Here is a 22254-nt window from a genome sequence, read left to right as displayed (position 1 = left end):
GGGATTATTTCATTAATCATACTTCACAAGGACTTCACTTTCAGGCATTAGCGTAATGCCATCTTCATTTTTTACGGACAAAAAGATGGAACATTTCGACGTAGCGATTATCGGTCTCGGCCCGGCTGGCGCAACGCTGGCGCGTAAATTGAGCGGTAAAATGCGCGTGCTTGCGCTGGATAAAAAACGCCACTGCGGTAACGAGGGTTTCACCAAGCCCTGCGGCGGTTTACTGGCACCGGATGCACAGCGTTCATTTATTCGCGACGGGATCACGCTGCCGGTGGCCGTCATCGCTAACCCACAAATTTTCAGCGTAAAAACCGTGGATGTCGACACCTCGCTGACGTGCAACTACCAGCGCAGTTATATCAATATTAACCGTCATGCCTTTGATTTATGGATGAAGTCGCTGATCCCGCATGAGGTAGAGGTGTACCACGACAGCCTGTGTCGAAAAATCTGGCGAGAAGAGGGGAAGTGGCACGTTATTTTTCGCGCCGACGGATGGGAGCAGCAGATTACCGCCCGCTATCTGGTGGGGGCCGACGGGGCAAACTCACTGGTGCGTCGCTATCTTTATCCGGAACATCAGATTCGCAAATATGTCGCCATCCAACAGTGGTTCGCAGAAAGTCATCCGGTCCCTTTTTACTCCTGCATTTTCGATAGTGCCGCGACGGACTGTTACTCCTGGAGCATCAGCAAAGACGGCTATTTCATCTTTGGTGGTGCGTATCCCATGAAGGATGGCCAGGCGCGATTCGAAGCGCTGAAAGAGAAAATGGCGGCTTTTCAGTTCCGCTTCGGCACGCCGGTGAAAAGCGAGAAATGTACCGTTCTCTTTCCGTCGCGCTGGGCGGATTTCGTCTGCGGCGAAGAGAACGCGTTTCTGATTGGCGAGGCGGCCGGATTTATCAGCGCCAGCTCACTGGAGGGGATAAGCTACGCCATGGATAGCGCGGAGATCCTCAAGTCCGTACTGATGAAGAATGCCCCGGAGATGAACCGCGCTTACCGGAAAGCCACCCGCAAACTGCGCTGCAAGCTAAATGGTAAGATCCTGAAAAGTCGCTGTTTGACTGCGCCCGTATTGCGAAACGCGATTATGCGAAGCGGCATCGCGCATATCCCACTGAGCCAGGATGACCAGCCCACCACAACGTCTGGCGGGCTGATAAAGGAGTATTAACCTACGCGTTTTACATCACCCACCAGCAGGATGTAAGAGAGCGCGCCAATCAGGGCAACGGCTGAGATATAGACCAGTGCGGGACCAAAGCCGTAGTCCTGCGCAAGGTAGCCAATCACCAGCGGTACGGTGATGCCGCCCAGCCCACCGACAAAGTTAAACACGCCGCCCGTCAGGCCGATGAGGCGCATCGGCGCCAGCGAAGAGACCAGCGACCAGGTGATGGAAGCAAAGCCGTTGCCGAAGAACGCCACCGCCATCAGCGTCATAATCCACACCGGATCGTTAGTGTAGTTTGCGCCCATGATGCAGGTAGAGATTAACAGACCACAGATAATCGGCGTTTTACGCGCCACGCCCAGCGAGAAGCCTTTTTTCACCAGCTTATCCGCCAACCATCCGGAAAGCAGTACACCAAAGAACGCCGCGAGGAACGGAACGGTGGTCATAAAGCCCGCCTTCAGCGCGGTAATGCCTTTCTCCTGCGTCAGGTAGTTCGGGAACCACGTCAGAAAGAACCACAGTGTAGAGGTGACGGCAAACTGGCCCAGATAAACGCCCACCAGCTTGCGGTGGAACACCAGTTTCCAGTCCGCTTTGGTCAGCGGCTGACGCGCCTCTTTCTTAACGGGCGCATCGCCATCGACCAGGCCGCCACCGTCACGAATATAGTCTAGTTCCGCTTTGGTGATACTTTTGGTCAGACGGGGCGGTTGGTACACCTTAAACCAGACCAGCGACCAGATAATGCCGATCCCCCCGGTGACAATGAACACCCAGTGCCAGCTCAGCATCTCCTGGATCCAGATCAACAGTGGGGTCAGGAATGCCAGACCGACAAACTGTCCGGACGTATAAAAACCAACGGCGGAGGCGCGTTCTTGCTCGGGGAACCAACTCGTCACCATGCGGTTATTGGTCGGGAACGCCGGAGCTTCGAATATCCCGGTAATGGCACGCAGACCAATTAATGACATCAACCCGGTGGCGAATCCCTGAAAGAGGGTTGCTACCGACCAGCCAAATATCGCGATAAAATAGGTCAGACGGGAGCCGACACGGTCAAGGAACCACCCCCCCGGGATCTGGCATAGCGTATACAGCCAGGCAAAGGCCGAGAACACGTAGCCCATTTCCGCTTTCGTAATGCCAAACTCTTCCTGAATATGCGCCGACGCCACCGCAAGGTTGGCGCGGTCGACATAACAGATGACCACGGTAATAAAGATCATAACCAGCGTCAGGTAACGGCGACGCCCGGTTTTTGCAGCAGTAACTGGAATATCCATCGCAATCTGTCTCCAGATTTTGGGCATAGCGAAGCCGCTCACCATGCCCTGTCATTTACAGAGGGTGTTTGTTTTATTTTTGAAATATAAAAATTACGCTAATGCGCTAAATAATTCGTGCTGGGGGAAGGCGGCAAGTTTTCGCATCCCCGGGAGCATACAAAAGTATGTGACCGGGGTAAGAAAACGCAGCCAACGCACCACCAGCGCGAAGTATGACGCGCATTTACCACTCGGCGACCGAACCGTCTTCATGACGCCACAGCGGATTACGCCAGTCCGGCGCATTTTTACTGAGCTCAATGACTTTGGCTTCATCAATATCCACGCCAAGGCCCGGCTTCATCAACGGTTTAAAGAACCCGCCTTCCATGTTGAAATCGTCTTTGTTTTTCACAAAGTCGAGCAGTTCCGCGCCCTTGTTATAGTGGATGCCCATGCTTTGTTCCTGGAACACGGCGTTGCGTGAAACAAAGTCGACGTGCAGACACGCTGCCAGCGCAATCGGTCCCAGCGGGCAGTGCGGGGCCAGCGCCACGTCATAAGCTTCCGCCATCGCGGCAATTTTGTAGCACTCGGTAATACCGCCAGCATGTGACAGATCCGGCTGCAAAATCGCCAGTCCGCCCGCTTCCAGCACCCGTTTAAACTCGAAGCGCGAGAACATACGTTCACCCGCCGCGATCGGAATATGGGTCTGTTCCGCCAGTTTCGGATAGTACTCTGCCTGCTCCGCCAGCACCGGCTCTTCAATAAACAGCGGGCGATAAGGCTCCAGCTCTTTAATCAGCACTTTCGCCATCGGCGCGCTGACGCGTCCGTGGAAATCCAGACCAAACTCAATTTCATTGCCAAAGGCTTCGCGGATTTGCGCCACAGTGTTTACCGCCCGATCGACTGCCCGCGAGTTATCAATTACCCCCATCTCTTCGCAGCCGTTGAGCTTAAAGGTATCAAAACCGATATTGCGCAGTTGTTTAATGCCGTCGATCACTTCCGCAGGACGGTCGCCGCCAACCCAGCTGTAGGCCTTGATTTTGTCGCGCACCAGACCGCCCATCAACTGCCAGACCGGGGCATTCAGCACTTTGCCTTTGATATCCCACAGCGCCTGGTCGATACCGGCGATGGCGCTCATCAGTATCGGGCCGCCCCGGTAGAAACCCGCGCGGTACATCACCTGCCACAGGTCGTTAATGCGCGCCGGATCCTGACCAATCAGGTAATCGCTCAGTTCATGCACTGCCGCTTCGACGGTACGCGCACGGCCTTCAATTACCGGTTCGCCCCAGCCAACCACGCCTTCGTCGGTTTCTATTTTCAGGAACATCCAGCGCGGAGGTAAACGGTACGTGGTGAGTTTGGTTATTTTCATTGCACAGCCTCTCGATATGCCTTAACAAATGCCGCCGCCTGCTGCGCGGTACGCGCTACGGACTGCCCGGCGCGATACAGATCGCTGCCCAGTCCCGCGCCCACACACCCGGCTTTCATCCACTGCGCCAGATTGTCTGGCGTCACGCCACCCACGGCGAAGACCGGCACGCTGGCGGGCAATACTGCTTTCAGCGCATTGATGTAATCCGGTCCAAAAGCCGATGATGGGAAAATTTTCAGCGCCTGCGCGCCTGCATCCAGCGCAGCAAAGGCTTCTGTAGCCGTGGCGCATCCCGGACAGACCGTCATGCCGTAACCCACCGCCCGGCGAATGACCTCTGCATTGATATTCGGCGTCACAATGAGCCGGCAGCCCATTTTCGCCAGGCGATCCACCTGCTCCGGTTGTAATACCGTCCCGGCACCGATCAGCGCTTTATCACCAAACGCCTCCACCACGGCCGGAATGCTCTTTTCCCACTCGGGAGAGTTAAGCGGGATCTCCACCGCGTCAAATCCGGCGTCGATCGCTGCGCCAACGTGCGCGAGCGCCTCCTCGGGGGTAATCCCGCGCAAAATCGCAATAAGCGGAAGATTAGTTTGCCACTGCATGGGCGATGCTCCTTATACCTGCCTGAAATGCCGTATCGCCAGATACCGTACAGACTTCACGCCCCATGGCGTGGAACGCCTGCTGATAGCGTGACGTCAGCGCGGTGCCTGCGACGATCGTAATGGACTGCGACCCGGCGAATTGATCGCTCATGCTGGCGACTTCTGCGCCAATCAACAGGCCGGAGAGAAATTCGCTGACCTGCTCGCGCGGAAGATTTCCCAACACGTGCGAGGCGCGAACCTCAAAAAGTTGCGGCAAAACGGCAGGGGAGTGGATCCCGCGCGCAAGCCCGGCGGCAAACGCGTCTGAAGAGGGCTGCTGTTCCGGTAAACCGGCACCCACCAGCGAGTATTGCAGTAGCAAATGGTGCAACTCGCCGGTCATCACAGTACGAAAATCGTGAATTTGCTCAGCGTCAGCCTGCACCCATTTGCAGTGCGTCCCCGGCATGACATAGACAGAAGAAGGAGAAAGCGTGCGCGCACCGAGCAACTGTGTCTCTTCGCCGCGCATCACATTGTGGTTATCGTCGCGTGAAACGCACAAGCCGGGAATAATCCAGACATTGTCGCCAACGGCGGTTAACCGTTCGCCAATGGCTGAGAAATGTGCAGGAACCGGCAAATAGGGGGCTGTCTTCCAGCCCACATTGCTTCCGACCATTCCAGCCATAACCACCGGTGTGGCGCTGTCGCGCCAGTGCTGTGTGACCTCTGCTAACACCGCTTCGGGGGATTTACCGTTCAGACGCGTAACGCCAGCTTCTGATTGCCTGCTTTCCAGGCAGTTGTCTCCCTGGTAAAGCCAGGCGCGCAAGTTGGTCGATCCCCAGTCAATGGCGATGTAGCGAGCTGTCATGTGATTTCCTTCAACCTTCGTGTCGAGCTGGCGATCATAGTGAGTGCCGCCTGCTCTGCCGCATTGCTATCCTGATGCCGTATCGCATCGAATAACGCCTTATGTTCCTGGAGCGTTTTTGGCATGTTGGCTTCATCGCCCATCCAGGTCCGTTCAAATACCGCCCGTTGAAGCGAAGTGATCGCTACGCTCAGCTGTTGTAAAACCGGGTTATGTACCGACTGCAATACCGCCTCGTGATAGCGGATATCCGCTTCGTTAAAGGCCTCCCGGTCCTGATTGTTGGCGATCATGTCATTGAGCGCCGATTCAATTTCAGCCAAATCACTCGACGTTGCGCGTTCCGCTGCCCAGCGGGCAATGGCGGGTTCCACCAGATTTCGGACTTCGCTCATCGCGCTGATAAGCCGCGGGTCGTAGTCGTTTTCCAGTACCCATTGCAACACGTCGGTATCGAGGTAATTCCACTGATTTCGCGGTGTCACAAACGCGCCGCGATAACGTTTCATTTCAATCAGCCGCTTTGCCATCAGCGAACGAAACACTTCGCGAATGATGTTGCGCGAGGTTTCAAATTCCTCACATAGCTCCGCTTCCGCAGGGAGCGCGGCGCCCGGTACGTACTTACCGCTGACAATCTGTTTGCCCAGCGTGATCACGATGCGATCGGTTTTATTGAGAGTCATGGAGAGTCCTTGTGCTCTTGATGGTCCTCTCTACTTTACCGTCATCGCTGAAATTCGCCTCACTTTTGTACTACTAACGTGATGCCATTCGCCGTTTCCTTACGTCTAATGTAGTACAACACATTTATGTTGTACTACAATTTAGATCACAAAAACGACAATCGGTAATGAAAATGTTATGCGGAGTAAACGGCGGGGATAAAAAAACCCGCGATCAACGCGGGTTATGGCAAACCATCCAGAGGAATTACTTCAGGACGTACTGCTCAATGGCGTACGCAACACCATCTTCCAGATTTGATTTGGTAACAACGTTGGCGATCTCTTTCACCGTGGGAATGGCGTTATCCATCGCCACACCAAGACCAGCATACTCGATCATGGCAATGTCATTTTCCTGATCGCCAATCGCCATAATTTCTTCCGCTTTGATGCCCAACGCATCGGCCAGTGATTTCACGCCCGTGCCTTTATTGACGCGTTTATCGAGAATTTCGAGGAAGTACGGCGCACTTTTCAGCACGGTATACTTCTCTTTCACTTCCGCCGGAATACGGGCGATAGCTCTATCGAGGATCGCGGGCTCATCAATCATCATCACTTTCAGGAACTGAGTTTCCGGATCCATCTTTTCTGCTTCGCAGAACACCAGAGGAATGGTCGCGACATAGGATTCATGTACGGTGTAATAGCTGATATCACGGTTTGCGGTATACAGCGTGGTACGGTCCAGCGCGTGGAAGTGCGATCCCACTTCGCGGGAGAGTTTTTCCAGATAGCGGTAGTCGTCATAGCTTAGCGCGGTTTGCGCGACGGTACTGCCATCGCCCGCTTTCTGCACCAGCGCACCGTTGTAGGTAATGCAGTAGTCGCCAGGCTGTTCCATATGCAGTTCTTTCAGATAGCTGTGCACGCCAGCATACGGACGACCGGTAGTCAGCACCACGTTAACCCCTTTTTCACGGGCTGCGGCAATTGCACGTTTTACCGCCGGTGAAATGGTGTGATCGGGCAACAGAAGAGTGCCATCCATATCGATAGCAATGAGTTTGATAGCCATGAATTCCCCGCATGAAATGAGTCCTGACTCATGCTAACGCGATTCCGCTCAAAAAACAGCAGCGAAAAGGGGGATAAGAAGGGGAATCAGGATTCCCCTTTTGTAAATCGGAGGTAGGTTGCAGGCCTGATAAGCAACGTGCCATCAGGCATAACGCAGAATCTTGCCGAATGGCGGCGTAAACCGCCTTCTCCGGCCTACAGGCATGGATTAAATATCGATATTTGCCGCTTTCAGAGCGTTCTCTTCGATAAATGCACGACGCGGTTCAACAGCGTCGCCCATCAACGTAGTGAACAACTGGTCAGCAGCAATCGCATCCTTCACGGTAACGCGCAGCATGCGACGGCTTTCTGGATCCATGGTGGTTTCCCACAGCTGATCCGGGTTCATCTCGCCCAGACCTTTATAACGCTGGATCGCGAGGCCACGACGAGACTCTTTCACCAGCCAGTCCAGCGCCTGCTCAAAGCTGGCAACCGGTTGACGACGCTCACCACGTTCGATGAAGGCATCTTCTTCCATCAGGCCGCGCAGTTTTTCACCCAGCGTGCAGATACGACGGTATTCCGCGCCGGTCACAAACTCGTGATCCAACGCGTAGTCGGTGTCCACACCATGGGTACGCACGCGAACGATCGGCTCAAACAGATTCTGTTCCGTATTGTGCTGGATATCAAACTTCCACTGGCTACCGTGCTGCTCTTTCTCGTTCAGCTCGGTAATCAGCGCGTTCACCCAACGGGTCACGGTCTGCTCGTCAGACAAATTGGCTTCAGTCAAGGTCGGCTGATACACCAGCTCTTTCAGCAGCGCTTTCGGGAAGCGACGCTCCATACGACCGATCATTTTCTGCGTGGCGTTGTATTCAGAAACCAGTTTTTCAAGCGCTTCTCCTGACAGCGCCGGTGCGCTGGCGTTGGTATGCAGCGTTGCGCCATCCAGCGCAATGGAAATCTGGTACTGATCCATCGCTTCATCGTCTTTAATGTACTGTTCCTGCTTGCCTTTTTTCACCTTGTACAGCGGTGGCTGTGCAATGTACACGTGGCCGCGTTCAACGATTTCCGGCATCTGACGATAGAAGAAGGTCAACAGCAGCGTACGGATGTGCGAACCATCGACGTCCGCATCGGTCATGATAATGATGCTGTGATAGCGCAGTTTGTCCGGGTTGTACTCGTCACGACCGATACCGCAACCCAGCGCGGTGATAAGCGTCGCCACTTCCTGTGAAGAGAGCATCTTGTCGAAACGCGCCTTCTCCACGTTAAGGATTTTACCCTTCAGCGGCAGAATCGCCTGGTTCTTGCGGTTACGCCCCTGTTTTGCAGAGCCGCCCGCGGAGTCCCCTTCCACAAGGTACAGTTCGGACAGCGCCGGGTCGCGTTCCTGACAGTCCGCCAGTTTGCCCGGCAGACCCGCCAGATCCAACGCCCCTTTACGACGCGTCATTTCACGCGCACGACGGGCCGCTTCACGGGCACGGGCCGCATCGATAATTTTACCGACCACGATTTTGGCGTCAGACGGGTTTTCCAGCAGGTATTCGCTCAGCAGTTCGTTCATCTGCTGTTCTACCGCCGACTTCACCTCAGAGGAGACCAGTTTATCTTTGGTCTGAGAGGAGAACTTCGGATCCGGCACTTTCACGGACACCACGGCAATCAGACCTTCACGGGCGTCATCACCGGTGGCACTGACTTTTGCTTTTTTGCTGTAGCCTTCTTTGTCCATGTAGGCATTCAGGGTACGGGTCATCGCCGCACGGAAGCCTGCAAGGTGCGTACCGCCGTCACGCTGCGGAATGTTGTTGGTAAAACAGTAGATATTTTCCTGAAAACCGTCGTTCCACTGCAACGCCACTTCCACGCCGATACCGTCTTTTTCGGTGGAGAAGTAGAAAATATTCGGGTGGATCGGCGTTTTGTTTTTATTCAGATACTCAACAAATGCCCTGATGCCGCCTTCATAGTGGAAATGATCTTCTTTACCGTCACGCTTATCTTTCAGGCGAATAGAAACGCCAGAGTTCAGGAATGACAGCTCGCGCAGACGCTTCGCCAGAATATCGTATTCGAATTCCGTGACGTTGGTGAAGGTTTCGTGGCTCGGCCAGAAACGCACCATCGTACCGGTTTTGTCGGTATCACCCGTCACCGCCAGCGGAGCCTGCGGAACACCGTGCTCGTAGATCTGACGGTGGATTTTGTTATCACGCTGGATAACCAGTTCCAGTTTCTGCGACAGGGCGTTCACAACGGAGACACCCACGCCGTGCAGACCGCCAGACACTTTATAGGAGTTATCGTCGAATTTACCGCCTGCATGGAGAACGGTCATGATCACTTCCGCCGCTGATACCCCCTCTTCCGGGTGAATACCCGTCGGGATACCACGTCCATCATCCTGTACGGAAACGGAGTTGTCGGCATGAATGGTGACAATAATGTCTTTACAGTGACCCGCGAGCGCTTCGTCGATAGCGTTATCTACCACCTCGAATACCATGTGGTGCAGACCGGTGCCGTCATCCGTATCGCCGATATACATACCCGGGCGCTTACGCACCGCATCCAGCCCTTTCAGGACTTTGATACTGGAGGAGTCATAAGAATTCGACATCAACGTTTCTCGCTCATTTAAACTTGGGTTAATCCGTTATTTTACCCTTTTCCACGGTGAACATCTTCGAATTTTTATCCGACATGTCCAGAACGTGTTCAGCGCTGATTGCGCTGACAAAGACCTGAGATTGTGTCGCTTTTAATCGACTGGCCAGCAGTCCACGACGCGCATCATCAAGCTCTGAGGCAAAATCATCTATCAGGTAGAGACACCGCCGCCCGCTTTCACGGGTGAGGAACTCCCCTTGCGCCAGACGTAAGGCGCACATTAGCAGCTTTAACTGCCCACGCGATAAGGTATCTTCCACCGGCGCACCGTCGGCACGAATGCGGAAATCCGCTTTATGCGGGCCATGCGCGGTGTAGGTCAACATGCGGTCGCGTTCAAAACCGCGTTCCAGCACCTCGGCATAATCTGTCTCTTTCTCCCAGCCGCGCTGAAAAGAGAAGGAGAGAGAAAATTCAGGAAGAAACTGCTGGCAGGTATCTGCCATATCCTGCGCGATACCGGCGCTGTACTCCGCGCGCCAGGTGCTGATTTGTTCCGCCAGCGGGATCAGTTCTTTATCCCACGGACGCAGTTGCTCGTAACGACTCACCTGGCGCAACGCCGCATTGCGCTGCTTGAGCAGACGTTTCAGGTTGCTCCAGGCGGTGAAGAATCCGGCTTCATTGTGAAAGCATCCCCAATCGAGGAACGCTCTTCTGTATTTGGGGCCGCCGTTGAGTAAAGTAAACCCCTCAGGAGTGATCAGTTGCATCGGCATCAACAGCGCCAGTTCCGCCACTTTGTGGCCGTCGGTTCCGTCAATGCGCACTTTGCTGTCACCCAACTTATCTTTGGTTAACCCAATTGAGGTCTCTCGCTCTGCACCCTGCAACCGCCCGTGCAGCACGAACGACTCCTGCTCGTGACGAATGACACGACCTATCTGCAAACTGCGAAACGCCCGGCCATGGCCGAGCGTATAGATAGCTTCCAGAACGCTGGTTTTACCGCTGCCGTTAGCGCCAACCAGGAAGTTAAAGCCAGGGGACAAAGCGAGATCCGCGCTTTCGATGTTGCGAAAATCTTTAATTAAAAGGCGCGTCAGTGACATATCTGGTTTTCTTCGGGCCAGGGCGTAATCGGCGCAGCCAGTTTCAACGCGGACTGCGCGCAGACCCTGGAGCGTACACGAAGTACGTGACAGGGGCGAGCACAGCCCAAGTTGAAAATGGCAAGTAAGATAGCCCGATAATTTTCACTAAAGTCTCATTGGCATGACAACGTAAGCAGCACTCTGGCTGGCCGCATCTTCAATTTGTACGCTCGATACGGAGTCAGTCAGCATGATGCGCACGTTTTCGCACTTCAGCGCATTCAGGACATCCAGCACGTAGCTAACGTTAAAACCGATCTCCATTTCAGTCCCGGGATAGGTGACGTCCAGAATCTCTTCGGCTTCTTCCTGCTCCGGGTTGTTTGCGGTGATTTTGAGCTGATTTTCACTCACATACAGACGCACGCCACGGAATTTCTCGTTCGACAGGATCGCCGCGCGGGCAAAAGCCTGTTTGAGGATATCGCAGCCAGCTTCCAGATGTTTATCCGGATTCTTCGGCAGTACGCGACGGTAATCCGGGAAGCGACCATCCACCAGCTTAGAGGTAAAAATAAAGTCGCCGACATGCGCACGGATGTTGTTGCTGCCGATCTGCACGCGCAGCGGATTATCGCCGCCATCGAGCATCCGCATCAGTTCAATTACACCTTTACGCGGTACGATCACCGAATGGTTGGGCAGCGACTGACCAACAGGCATAGAGCAAACCGCCAGACGGTGACCATCGGTCGCGACGGTACGCAACTCTTCACCTTCGGTCTCAAACAGCATGCCGTTTAAGTAGTAACGCACGTCCTGATGCGCCATGGAGAACTGCGTGGCTTCAATCAGACGCTTCATCGTCGCCTGCGGCAGGGTGAATTCTACCTCGCTCTGCCAGTCATCCAGATTCGGGAAGTCGGCGGCAGGCAGTGTGGAAAGCGAAAAACGGCTGCGACCCGAACGCACCAACATGCGATCGCCTTCCAGTTGGACGGCGATTTCCGCCCCTTCAGGCAGGCCACGGCAGATATCAAAAAACTTCCGCGCCGGGACGGTGGTCGCACCTGGCTCATGTGGCTGAATCAACGCAACGCGGGCCACCATTTCCATTTCAAGATCGGTACCTGTCAGCGAAAGCGCACCATCAGCCACCTGCAGCAACAGGTTGCCAAGAATAGGCAGCGTAGGACGACCACCCAGCGGGCCGCTGACCTGCTGAAGCGGCTTTAATAAATGTTCACGTTCAACGGTAAATTTCATAGCGTCACGAAGATAATGTTCTGATTAAGTTTGAGAAATCTTCTTTAATATCATGGCTTTCTTCACGCAACTGCTCAATCTTACGGCAGGCATGAAGCACCGTAGTGTGGTCGCGACCACCAAACGCGTCGCCAATTTCCGGCAGACTGTGGTTAGTGAGTTCTTTCGCCAGCGCCATGGCCATCTGACGCGGACGCGCTACCGAGCGAGAACGACGCTTGGACAGCAAATCCGCAATTTTGATTTTGTAATATTCCGCCACCGTCTTCTGAATATTGTCGATGGTGACCAGTTTTTCCTGCAACGCCAGCAAATCGCGCAGCGCTTCGCGAACAAAGTCGATAGTAATCGCCCGGCCGGTAAAGTTGGCGTTGGCAATCACACGGTTCAGTGCCCCTTCCAGCTCACGCACGTTAGAGCGTAGACGCTTGGCAATAAAGAAGGCCACTTCGCCCGGCAGACGAATATCGTTCTCGTCAGCCTTTTTCATCAGGATCGCCACGCGGGTTTCCAGTTCTGGCGGTTCGATCGCCACCGTTAACCCCCAACCGAAGCGGGATTTCAGACGATCCTCAACGCCGTTGATCTCTTTTGGATAACGATCCGAGGTCAAAATGATCTGCTGATTGCCTTCAAGAAGGGCGTTAAAGGTGTGGAAAAACTCTTCCTGGGATCGTTCTTTATTGGCAAAGAACTGGATGTCATCGATAAGCAGGGCGTCAACGGAACGGTAATAGCGTTTAAACTCTTCGATCGCATTGTTTTGCAGGGCTTTAACCATGTCCTGGACAAAGCGCTCGGAGTGCATATACACCACTTTGGCATTAGGTTTACGCGCCATGATACCGTTCCCCACCGCGTGCAACAGGTGGGTTTTACCCAGACCCGTACCGCCATAAAGGAACAGCGGGTTATAGGCGCCGCCTGGGTTGTCCGCCACCTGACGCGCCGCCGCGCGGGCTAGCTGGTTGGATTTACCTTCAACGAAGTTATCAAACGTGTGTTTGACGTTAACGTTAGAACGATAGGTAGGTTCTGCCGGCGCAGGCACATTGTCCCAGCCCGGACGCGCCGCGACAGGCGCCGCGCGCTGCGGTTGCACCTGGTGCGCCACCTGAGCCGGTGCGGCGACGTTGTTGTTCATGGGCGCCTTCAGCGTCTGGCTGACAGGTTTCGTCCCAACCTCAAAACGCAGCTGTGGGGCATCCGCACCGCAGAAGTTATTCAGCAGTCCATTGATATTGTTAAGGTACTTGTCTCTTACCCAATCGAGCACAAAACGGTTTGGCGCATACAAAGCCAGCGTGTTATCGCTCAGTTCCGCCTGCAAAGGGCGTATCCACATACTGAATTCTGTGGCTGGTAACTCATCCTGCAATCGGGCAAGACACTGCTGCCAAAGCGAAAGTGACACGGCGGACTCCACTCGAACAAAAGTCGATAAATGACAAAGGCTGAAACATTCATGATTGTTGACGCACGTCGACTAGACCCTATGCAAAGGGTGACGTGCGAATTGCTATCTGCAATTTTAACCCGATCAGGATCCTTTGAAACGATCGGGACCGCGGATCATAGCGTAAACTGAGCAAGAGATCTTCTGTTTCTCACAGATTCTTCCCGATTTATCCACAGGCCTTCACAGGACCGGATAAGTGTAAACGATCCTGGAGAAGTGCTGCACGATTTCGCCCGCATATTGGAAAAATTAATGAGTAAAGACGCTATACTGCTAAAACGATCTCATAAAGATCCCGAGCGATCCTTGCGCTTTGTACATCAGGCCGTATAATCTTTCCCCCGTCGCGAGATGCCCGTAACACGGTGTCAACGCTGCCTGTTTTTCACGCGAAAAGGTGCGGAAAAAGGCAGGGATTTAAGCAAAGAGAATTGACTCCGGAGTGTACAATTATTACAATCCGGCCTCTTTAATCACCCACGACTTCGGCGTCCGTCATTCGAACTTCATTCGGGCAGCCGTAAAAGTCATGAATTTTTTCAAGTTTAGGTAGAAATCGCCATGAAACGCACTTTTCAACCGTCTGTACTGAAGCGCAACCGTTCTCACGGCTTCCGTGCTCGTATGGCTACTAAAAATGGTCGTCAGGTTCTGGCACGTCGTCGTGCTAAAGGCCGCGCTCGTCTGACCGTTTCCAAGTAATAAAGCTAACCCCTGAGTGGTTAAGCTCGCATTTCCCAGGGAGTTACGTTTGTTAACTCCCAATCATTTCACATTCGTCTTCCAGCAGCCACAACGGGCTGGCACGCCGCAAATCACCATTCTCGGCCGCCTGAATTCGCTGGGGCATCCCCGTATCGGTCTTACTGTCGCCAAGAAAAGCGTTCGACGCGCTCATGAACGCAATCGGATTAAACGTCTGACGCGTGAAAGTTTTCGTCTGCGTCAACACGAATTACCAGCAATGGACTTCGTCGTGGTGGCGAAAAAAGGGGTTGCCGACCTCGATAACCGTGCTCTCTCGGAAGCGTTGGAAAAATTATGGCGCCGCCATTGTCGCCTGGCTCGCGGGTCCTGATAGCCCTTATTCGGGTCTATCAACGCCTGATCAGTCCGCTGCTTGGGCCGCATTGCCGTTTCACTCCAACGTGTTCAAGCTACGGAATTGAGGCATTGCGCAGGTTTGGAGTGATAAAAGGCAGTTGGTTGACGGTGAAACGCGTATTAAAATGCCACCCTTTACACCCTGGTGGTGACGATCCCGTCCCGCCCGGACCATTTGATACCAGAGAACACTAACGATGGATTCGCAACGCAATCTTTTAGTCATCGCTTTGCTGTTCGTGTCTTTCATGATCTGGCAAGCCTGGGAGCAGGATAAAAATCCTCAACCTCAGACCCAACAGACCACGCAGACAACGACCACCGCAGCGGGTAGCGCCGCCGACCAGGGCGTACCGGCCAGTGGCCAGGGGAAACTGATTACGGTTAAGACTGACGTGCTTGATCTGACCATCAACACCCGTGGTGGTGATGTGGAACAGGCTCTGCTGCCAGCTTACCCGAAAGAACTCGGTTCCAGTGAACCGTTCCAACTGTTGGAAACCACACCGCAGTTTATCTATCAGGCGCAGAGCGGTCTGACAGGTCGTGACGGCCCGGATAACCCGGCTAATGGCCCACGTCCGCTGTACAACGTCGAAAAAGACGCCTTTGTACTGGCTGACGGTCAGAATGAACTGCAGATCCCGATGACCTATACGGATGCCGCGGGTAACACCTTTACCAAAACGTTTGTCCTCAAACGTGGTGAGTATGCGGTTAACGTGAACTACAGCGTGCAGAACGCCAGCGAGAAGCCGCTGGAGATCTCCACCTTTGGTCAGCTGAAGCAATCCATCAATCTGCCGTCTCATCGCGACACCGGAAGCAGCAACTTCGCATTACATACTTTCCGTGGCGCCGCGTACTCCACGCCAGATGAGAAGTATGAAAAATACAAGTTCGACACCATCGCGGATAACGAAAACCTGAACGTCAATGCGAAAGACGGTTGGGTCGCGATGCTGCAACAGTATTTTGCAACGGCATGGGTGCCGCGTAACGACGGTACCAATAACTTCTATACCGCGAATCTGGGTAACGGCATTGCCGCTATCGGTTACAAATCTCAACCGGTACTGGTTCAGCCTGGCCAGTCTGGCGCGATGACCAGCACTCTGTGGGTTGGCCCGGAAATTCAGGACAAAATGGCGGCCGTTGCACCGCACCTGGATCTGACCGTAGATTACGGTTGGCTGTGGTTCATCTCTCAGCCGCTGTTCAAACTGCTGAAATGGATCCACAGCTTCGTGGGTAACTGGGGCTTCTCCATTATCATCATCACCTTTATCGTTCGTGGCATCATGTACCCGCTGACCAAAGCGCAGTACACCTCCATGGCGAAGATGCGTATGCTACAGCCGAAGATTCAGGCAATGCGTGAGCGTCTGGGCGATGACAAACAGCGTCAGAGCCAGGAAATGATGGCCCTGTACAAAGCGGAGAAGGTTAACCCGCTGGGTGGCTGCTTCCCGCTGATCATTCAGATGCCTATCTTCCTGGCGTTGTACTACATGCTGATGGGCTCCGTGGAACTGCGTCATGCGCCGTTTGCTCTGTGGATCCATGACTTATCTGCACAGGACCCATACTACATCCTGCCGATCCTGATGGGCGTAACGATGTTCTTCATCCAGAAGATGTCGCCAACCACCGTGACCGACCCGATGCAGCAGAAGATCATGACCTTTATGCCGGTCATCTTCACCGTGTTCTTCCTGTGGTTCCCGTCAGGTCTGGTGCTGTACTATATCGTCAGCAACCTGGTGACCATTATTCAGCAGCAGCTGATTTACCGTGGTCTGGAGAAACGTGGTCTGCATAGCCGCGAGAAGAAAAAGTCCTGATTCGGTTGTAGGCCGGATAAGGCGAAGCCGCCATCCGGCAAACGGAGCATTAAACAAAGGGCGGTCTTATGACCGCCTTTTTTATGGGTATTAAAAGAGAAAAACCATGAGCCATAACGACACTATCGTCGCCCAGGCAACCCCACCGGGACGTGGTGGTGTAGGCATTCTGCGCATCTCCGGCCTGAAAGCTCGCGAGGTGGCCGAAGCCGTTCTGGGCAAGTTGCCCAAACCCCGTTACGCCGACTATCTGCCGTTTAAAGATGCCGACGGTACTGCGCTGGACCAGGGGATCGCTCTGTGGTTTCCCGGTCCTAACTCGTTTACCGGCGAGGACGTACTGGAGCTACAGGGACACGGCGGCCCGGTCATTCTCGACTTGCTGTTAAAACGTATCCTGATGCTGCCTGGCCTGCGCATTGCCCGCCCCGGCGAGTTCTCTGAGCGCGCGTTTCTCAACGATAAGCTCGACTTAGCCCAGGCCGAAGCCATCGCCGACCTGATTGATGCCAGCTCTGAACAGGCGGCTCGTTCAGCGTTGAACTCGTTACAGGGAGCCTTTTCCACCCGCGTTAATCATCTGGTGGAAGCACTTACTCACTTGCGCATCTACGTAGAAGCGGCCATTGACTTTCCGGATGAAGAGATCGACTTCCTGTCCGATGGCAAAATTGAAGCACAACTGAACAGCGTGATTGCCGACCTTGATGCCGTTCGCGCTGAAGCGCGTCAGGGTAGCCTACTGCGTGAAGGGATGAAGGTGGTCATTGCCGGACGCCCTAACGCCGGTAAATCAAGTCTGTTGAACGCCCTGGCGGGTCGTGAAGCGGCGATTGTCACCGACATCGCCGGTACCACGCGTGACGTGCTGCGTGAACACATCCATATCGATGGTATGCCGCTGCACATTATCGATACTGCCGGTCTGCGTGAGGCCAGCGACGAAGTGGAACGTATCGGTATCGAACGTGCCTGGCAGGAAATTGAGCAGGCGGACCGCGTACTGTTTATGGTCGATGGCACCACCACAGATGCCGTTAATCCGGCCGACATCTGGCCGGACTTTATCGCCCGTTTACCGTCAAAACTGCCCATTACCGTGGTACGAAACAAAGCGGATATCACTGGCGAACCGCTGGGTATCAGTGAAGTGAATGGTCACTCACTGGTTCGTCTTTCGGCACGTACTGGTGAAGGGGTGGACGTATTGCGTAACCATCTCAAACAGAGCATGGGTTTTGATACCAACATGGAAGGCGGCTTCCTGGCGCGTCGTCGTCACTTACAGGCGCTGGCTGACGCCGCAGAGCATCTCCAGCAGGGCAAGGCTCAACTGCTGGGGGCGTGGGCAGGTGAATTACTGGCTGAAGAACTCCGTCTGGCGCAACAAAGCTTAAGCGAGATCACCGGTGAATTTACTTCTGACGATCTGCTGGGACGAATTTTCTCCAGTTTCTGTATCGGTAAGTAATCCCGTAGTCCCGAATTCACCGACGGTTAATTCGGGGCGTTATCGTTTTATAAGAGGATCTCTTTTTATGGAACAGAAACGTTTACTTGACTGCAGTGCTTCCGATTTCGCGTGCATGGACAAAGCCGCGCTGCTCTACGCCATCCGCGCCAGTGAAGGCCGCGTCCTGGTCAGTGAAACCATCGCCATTACCCAACCGTTGCTCAATAACGTTACTAATGCCGAACTTGCCGCGTCGCAGGGGGCGGATATTCTGCTGATCAACATGTTCGATAGCGAAGCACCGCTAATCCAGGGAATGCCTGCCAGTACCGCACCGGATCAGACGTTGCATGAATTACAGCGCCTGACCGGGCGCATCATCGGCGTCAATCTCGAGGCTGTCGATCCTGAATTTGCCATTGCACATGATGACATCTGGAAAATGAAGCCAGGCCGTGCCGCCACCGCAGAGAACGCTCGAACACTGGTAGAGATGGGGGCGAAAATCCTGGTACTAACGGGAAATCCCAACAACGGCGTCAGCAATCAGTCACTGGGGAAAGCGGTGAAAGCGATTCGTGAAGCCGTTGGCGAAAGGGCCATTATCATTACTGGTAAAATGCACGGCGCAGGCATTGTCCGGGAGAGCGGCAGCACGATAATCAGCGAAAGTGACGTCGCGGCATTTGCCGATCAGGGCGCAGATATCGTGCTCATTCCAGCGCCGGGCACTGTACCGGGTATGAGCCAGCAAAAGGTAGAGTCGCTGATCGCATGTGCACACGCGCACGGCGCACTGGCAATGACGGCAATCGGCACCTCTCAGGAGGGCGCAGACGTCAGTACAATTCGCCAGATAGCCCTGATGAGTAAAATGGCAGGGGCGGATCTCCATCATATTGGCGATACGGGCTATATGGGGATGGCGTTGCCAGAAAATATACTGGCCTACAGCGTGGCGATTCGCGGCGTCAGGCATACTTATACACGTATCGCACGTTCTGTAAATCGCTAGCGTAATATTGTATTTTCTATTTTATTGAACGATCCTTAATTAATTAAAATTTAATTTAACTGTGATTTTTATCACAGTTAAATTATTCTCTCATAGACAAATAATTTCATTGCCATAATGTAGTATGGTGTCTAAAGAGGATAACTCAATCATGATTATCTTAAATACATACATCATTTCAAAATGGTTTAATGTTGACAATAAAATTGTCAATCATCACCCTTAAGTTTCCCTGCCTTTATTTTGCCATAGCATAGGCTATTCGTAGTCTGTTCATTTGGCACATCTCAAACATAGCTCAATTCTCATTGTGGTTGCATATCGCAACGCCACGTATGCCTGTTCGTTTTTTTAAACGAAAATACAGTCATGGATGGAATATATGAGGAATGAATTATGCCGGGTATATTTATACCCGCGTGAAGACGTATTGAGTCAATACAGTCAAATAAATTAAAGGATTATGTCATGGATAACTTTAAACATTTACCAGAACCCTTCCGTATTCGTGTTATTGAACCGGTAAAACGTACAACGAGAGAACATCGGAATAACGCAATCATTAAATCCGGGATGAACCCTTTCCTGCTGGATAGTGAAGATGTGTTTATTGATCTGCTGACCGACAGTGGTACTGGCGCAGTGACACAGAACATGCAAGCAGCCATGCTGCGCGGGGATGAAGCCTACAGCGGCAGTCGTAGTTATTATGCGCTGTCTGAAGCAGTGAAAAACATTTTCGGTTATCAATACACTATTCCAACGCACCAGGGCCGCGGTGCAGAACAAATTTATATTCCGGTATTAATCAAAAAACGTGAGCAGGAAAAAGGGTTAGACAGAAGTAAGATGGCGGTTTTCTCCAACTACTTCTTCGATACTACTCAGGGCCACAGCCAAATCAACGGTTGTGCCGTGCGTAACGTATACATCAAAGAGGCATTTGATACGGGTATTCGTTACGACTTTAAGGGAAATTTCGATCTTGATGGATTAGAGCGCGGTATTCAGGAAGTCGGTGCAAACAACGTACCGTATATTGTAGCGACCATTACAAGTAATTCGGCAGGTGGACAACCGGTTTCCCTGGCCAACCTGAAGGCTATGTATCACATCGCCAAAAAATATGACATTCCGGTGGTAATGGACTCCGCACGCTTTGCCGAGAATGCTTATTTCATTCAGAAACGCGAAGCAGAATACCGGGACTGGAGCATCGAGGAAATTACCCGCGAGACTTACAAATATGCCGATATGCTGGCAATGTCCGCGAAAAAAGATGCGATGGTACCAATGGGCGGATTACTGTGCATTAAAGACGACACTTATTTTGACGTCTATACCGAGTGCAGAACCCTGTGCGTCGTACAGGAAGGCTTCCCGACATACGGTGGCCTGGAAGGTGGGGCAATGGAGCGCCTTGCGGTGGGTCTGGTGGATGGAATGAACCAGGACTGGCTGGCCTATCGTATTACGCAGGTGCAATATCTTGTCGATGGCCTCGAAGCGATTGGCGTCACCTGCCAACAGGCGGGCGGTCACGCAGCATTTGTCGATGCCGGTAAATTGTTGCCACACATTCCGGCAGAACAGTTCCCGGCCCAGGCGCTCGCTTGCGAACTCTATAAAGTAGCCGGTATCCGCGCCGTTGAGATTGGTTCATTCTTATTAGGCAGAGATCCTAAAACCGGTAAGCAATTACCTTGCCCGGCCGAGCTTCTGCGTTTAACCATCCCAAGGGCAACGTATACTCAATCTCATATGGACTTTATTATTGAAGCCTTTGAGCATGTCAAAGAAAACGCAGTAAATATTAAAGGACTGACCTTCACCTACGAACCAAAAGTATTACGACACTTCACCGCTAAGCTAAAAGAAGTTTAACTATAAGTATCAAGGGTGGTTATGTAATGTAACCACCCCAGCGATAAATCCACTTCCTTAATATTGTTGCACAATTAAAACTTTATAGGCTTACTATAATTAATGAGGCATCATGGAAGAAAATTCGAATGCTAAACACTCCTCCTTCTGGGGGATTATGGTCATAGCCGGCACCGTGATTGGTGGGGGGATGTTTGCTCTCCCCGTTGATTTGTCCGGCGCGTGGTTTTTCTGGGGGGCGTTTATCTTAATAATCGCCTGGTTTTCAATGATGCATTCCGGACTCCTGTTATTAGAGGCAAATTTAAATTACCCCATCGGATCCAGTTTTAACACCATCACAAAAGATCTTATTGGTAACAAATGGAACATAGTGAGTGGATTTACGGTCGCCTTTGTTCTCTACATTCTCACGTATGCCTATATTTCTGCTAATGGCGCCATCATTAGTGAAACTATCTCCATGAATATGGGGTATCGCGTTAATCCCCGAATTGTCGGAATCTGTACTGCCATTTTTGTCGCCAGCGTGCTGTGGATCAGTTCACTGGCTGCCAGTCGAATAACCTCCCTGTTCCTCGGGATTAAAATCATCTCTTTTATTATCGTTTTTGGATCGTTTTTCTTTCAGGTCGATTTTTCTATATTGCGCGATACCACAGGCCAGGCCCAAAACAACGCCTCTTACTTCCCCTATATTTTTATGGCGCTACCGGTATGCCTGGCATCATTTGGCTTTCATGGAAACATTCCCAGCCTGATCATCTGCTATGGCAAAAGAAAAGATAAATTAATAAAAAGCATTGTCTTTGGATCTCTGCTGGCGCTGGTGATTTATCTGTTCTGGTTGTATTGCACCATGGGTAACATTTCGCGGGAAAGCTTCAGTGACATCATCGCCTCAGGCGGGAATGTTGATTCATTAGTAAAATCATTCCTTGGCACCAGACAAACCGGAATCATCGAATTTTGTCTGCTGGTTTTTTCAAATCTGGCCGTTGCCAGCTCCTTCTTTGGCGTAACCCTGGGATTATTTGATTATCTTGCGGATCTGTTCAAATTCGATAACTCCGCGATGGGGCGTTTTAAAACCGTCTTGTTGACCTTCCTGCCTCCCGCGCTTTTGTATTTAATCTTCCCGAACGGTTTTATCTACGGCATTGGCGGCGCAGGACTGTGCGCAACGATATGGGCTGTGATCATCCCTGCGGTACTGGCGCTGAAAGCCCGCCAGAAGTTCCCCAATAAAATGTTTACCGTCTGGGGCGGGCTCATTATCCCGACTATCGTGATCTTGTTCGGTATAGCGGTCATTGTTTGCTGGTTTGGCAACGTCTTCAACCTGTTACCCCGATTCAGTTAAATTGCTGTTTCGTCTGGTTGACATGCCGCCACCTTCCAGGCGGCATGTCCTTTCAGGAAATCACTGTTGTCCAAATGGC

Annotated in this window: 21 protein-coding genes; 11 read left to right on the top strand and 10 right to left on the bottom strand. The window is 52.7% G+C overall.

What is annotated here, in order from left to right:
• Window positions 1-85: 85 nt before the first annotated feature.
• Window positions 86-1192, top strand: a complete 1107-nt coding sequence (cbrA, locus tag KE671_RS15850; protein WP_206163748.1) for a colicin M resistance lipid reductase CbrA — start codon at window positions 86-88, stop codon at window positions 1190-1192.
• Here the strand turns inward: cbrA and KE671_RS15845 are convergent.
• From KE671_RS15845 to dnaA, 10 genes are all read right to left on the bottom strand, one after another.
• A complete protein-coding gene (locus KE671_RS15845; protein WP_206163747.1) occupies window positions 1189-2526 on the bottom strand; it encodes an MFS transporter in 1338 nt (445 codons plus the stop codon). The two genes, cbrA and KE671_RS15845, sit on opposite strands and share 4 nt — an antisense overlap.
• 181 nt (window positions 2527-2707) lie before the next feature.
• A complete protein-coding gene (gene dgoD, locus KE671_RS15840; protein WP_206163746.1) occupies window positions 2708-3856 on the bottom strand; it encodes a galactonate dehydratase in 1149 nt (382 codons plus the stop codon).
• Complete coding sequence (locus KE671_RS15835; protein ID WP_206163745.1) at window positions 3853-4470, bottom strand: 2-dehydro-3-deoxy-6-phosphogalactonate aldolase; 618 nt, start codon at window positions 4468-4470, stop codon at window positions 3853-3855. The genes dgoD and KE671_RS15835 overlap by 4 nt, the downstream gene beginning before the upstream one ends.
• Window positions 4454-5332, bottom strand: a complete 879-nt coding sequence (locus KE671_RS15830; protein ID WP_206163744.1) for a 2-dehydro-3-deoxygalactonokinase — start codon at window positions 5330-5332, stop codon at window positions 4454-4456. The genes KE671_RS15835 and KE671_RS15830 overlap by 17 nt, the downstream gene beginning before the upstream one ends.
• Complete coding sequence (dgoR, locus tag KE671_RS15825; RefSeq protein WP_042323516.1) at window positions 5329-6018, bottom strand: D-galactonate utilization transcriptional regulator DgoR; 690 nt, start codon at window positions 6016-6018, stop codon at window positions 5329-5331. Before dgoR ends, KE671_RS15830 begins: the two co-directional genes overlap by 4 nt.
• A 247-nt stretch (window positions 6019-6265) precedes the next feature.
• Window positions 6266-7078: a sugar-phosphatase gene (gene yidA / locus KE671_RS15820; RefSeq protein ID WP_206163743.1), complete on the bottom strand. Its 813-nt coding sequence runs from the start codon at window positions 7076-7078 to the stop codon at window positions 6266-6268.
• A 210-nt stretch (window positions 7079-7288) separates the two neighbouring features.
• Entirely contained in the window at window positions 7289-9703 is a 2415-nt protein-coding gene (gene gyrB / locus KE671_RS15815) for a DNA topoisomerase (ATP-hydrolyzing) subunit B (RefSeq protein WP_206163742.1), read from the bottom strand.
• Between the two features lie 28 nt (window positions 9704-9731).
• Window positions 9732-10805, bottom strand: coding sequence for a DNA replication/repair protein RecF (recF, locus tag KE671_RS15810; protein WP_206163741.1), 1074 nt, complete (start codon window positions 10803-10805; stop codon window positions 9732-9734).
• A gap of 147 nt (window positions 10806-10952) precedes the next feature.
• Window positions 10953-12053, bottom strand: coding sequence for a DNA polymerase III subunit beta (gene dnaN, locus KE671_RS15805; RefSeq protein WP_042998734.1), 1101 nt, complete (start codon window positions 12051-12053; stop codon window positions 10953-10955).
• A 4-nt stretch (window positions 12054-12057) separates the two neighbouring features.
• A complete protein-coding gene (gene dnaA / locus KE671_RS15800; RefSeq protein ID WP_206163740.1) occupies window positions 12058-13467 on the bottom strand; it encodes a chromosomal replication initiator protein DnaA in 1410 nt (469 codons plus the stop codon).
• Window positions 13468-13764: 297 nt separating this feature from the next.
• Between dnaA and KE671_RS23100 the strand changes: the two genes are divergently transcribed.
• The 10 genes from KE671_RS23100 (at window position 13765) to tnaB (ending at window position 22175) form a co-directional block, all read left to right on the top strand.
• The gene (locus KE671_RS23100; protein ID WP_419762346.1) at window positions 13765-13845 is read left to right on the top strand and encodes a hypothetical protein; all 81 of its coding nucleotides are present in this window, start codon (window positions 13765-13767) and stop codon (window positions 13843-13845) included.
• 228 nt (window positions 13846-14073) lie between these two features.
• Window positions 14074-14214, top strand: coding sequence for a 50S ribosomal protein L34 (rpmH, locus tag KE671_RS15795; RefSeq protein WP_000831330.1), 141 nt, complete (start codon window positions 14074-14076; stop codon window positions 14212-14214).
• A gap of 16 nt (window positions 14215-14230) precedes the next feature.
• The gene (gene rnpA / locus KE671_RS15790; RefSeq protein WP_206163739.1) at window positions 14231-14590 is read left to right on the top strand and encodes a ribonuclease P protein component; all 360 of its coding nucleotides are present in this window, start codon (window positions 14231-14233) and stop codon (window positions 14588-14590) included.
• Entirely contained in the window at window positions 14554-14811 is a 258-nt protein-coding gene (yidD, locus tag KE671_RS15785) for a membrane protein insertion efficiency factor YidD (protein WP_001307474.1), read from the top strand. Before rnpA ends, yidD begins: the two co-directional genes overlap by 37 nt.
• 2 nt (window positions 14812-14813) lie before the next feature.
• Window positions 14814-16460 carry a membrane protein insertase YidC gene (gene yidC, locus KE671_RS15780; protein ID WP_061075822.1) on the top strand — a complete coding sequence of 549 codons (1647 nt, stop codon included), beginning with the start codon at window positions 14814-14816 and terminating at the stop codon, window positions 16458-16460.
• A gap of 106 nt (window positions 16461-16566) precedes the next feature.
• Window positions 16567-17931: a tRNA uridine-5-carboxymethylaminomethyl(34) synthesis GTPase MnmE gene (gene mnmE, locus KE671_RS15775; RefSeq protein WP_206163738.1), complete on the top strand. Its 1365-nt coding sequence runs from the start codon at window positions 16567-16569 to the stop codon at window positions 17929-17931.
• A gap of 67 nt (window positions 17932-17998) precedes the next feature.
• Window positions 17999-18928, top strand: a complete 930-nt coding sequence (locus tag KE671_RS15770) for a haloacid dehalogenase-like hydrolase (protein ID WP_206163737.1) — start codon at window positions 17999-18001, stop codon at window positions 18926-18928.
• Window positions 18929-19052: 124 nt separating this feature from the next.
• The gene (gene tnaC, locus KE671_RS23095) at window positions 19053-19154 is read left to right on the top strand and encodes a tryptophanase leader peptide (protein ID WP_071887608.1); all 102 of its coding nucleotides are present in this window, start codon (window positions 19053-19055) and stop codon (window positions 19152-19154) included.
• 242 nt (window positions 19155-19396) lie between these two features.
• On the top strand, window positions 19397-20812 hold the full coding sequence (tnaA, locus tag KE671_RS15760; RefSeq protein WP_206163736.1) for a tryptophanase: 1416 nt from the start codon (window positions 19397-19399) through the stop codon (window positions 20810-20812).
• Between the two features lie 112 nt (window positions 20813-20924).
• A complete protein-coding gene (gene tnaB, locus KE671_RS15755; RefSeq protein WP_206163735.1) occupies window positions 20925-22175 on the top strand; it encodes a low affinity tryptophan permease TnaB in 1251 nt (416 codons plus the stop codon).
• Window positions 22176-22254: the final 79 nt, after the last annotated feature.

This window comes from Citrobacter amalonaticus, assembly GCF_018252635.1.
In the GTDB taxonomy this organism is placed as follows: Bacteria; Pseudomonadota; Gammaproteobacteria; order Enterobacterales; family Enterobacteriaceae; genus Citrobacter_A; species Citrobacter_A amalonaticus_E.
The sequence above is the reverse complement of the archived record's forward strand: the minus strand, read 5'-3'. Positions and strand labels throughout refer to the sequence as shown.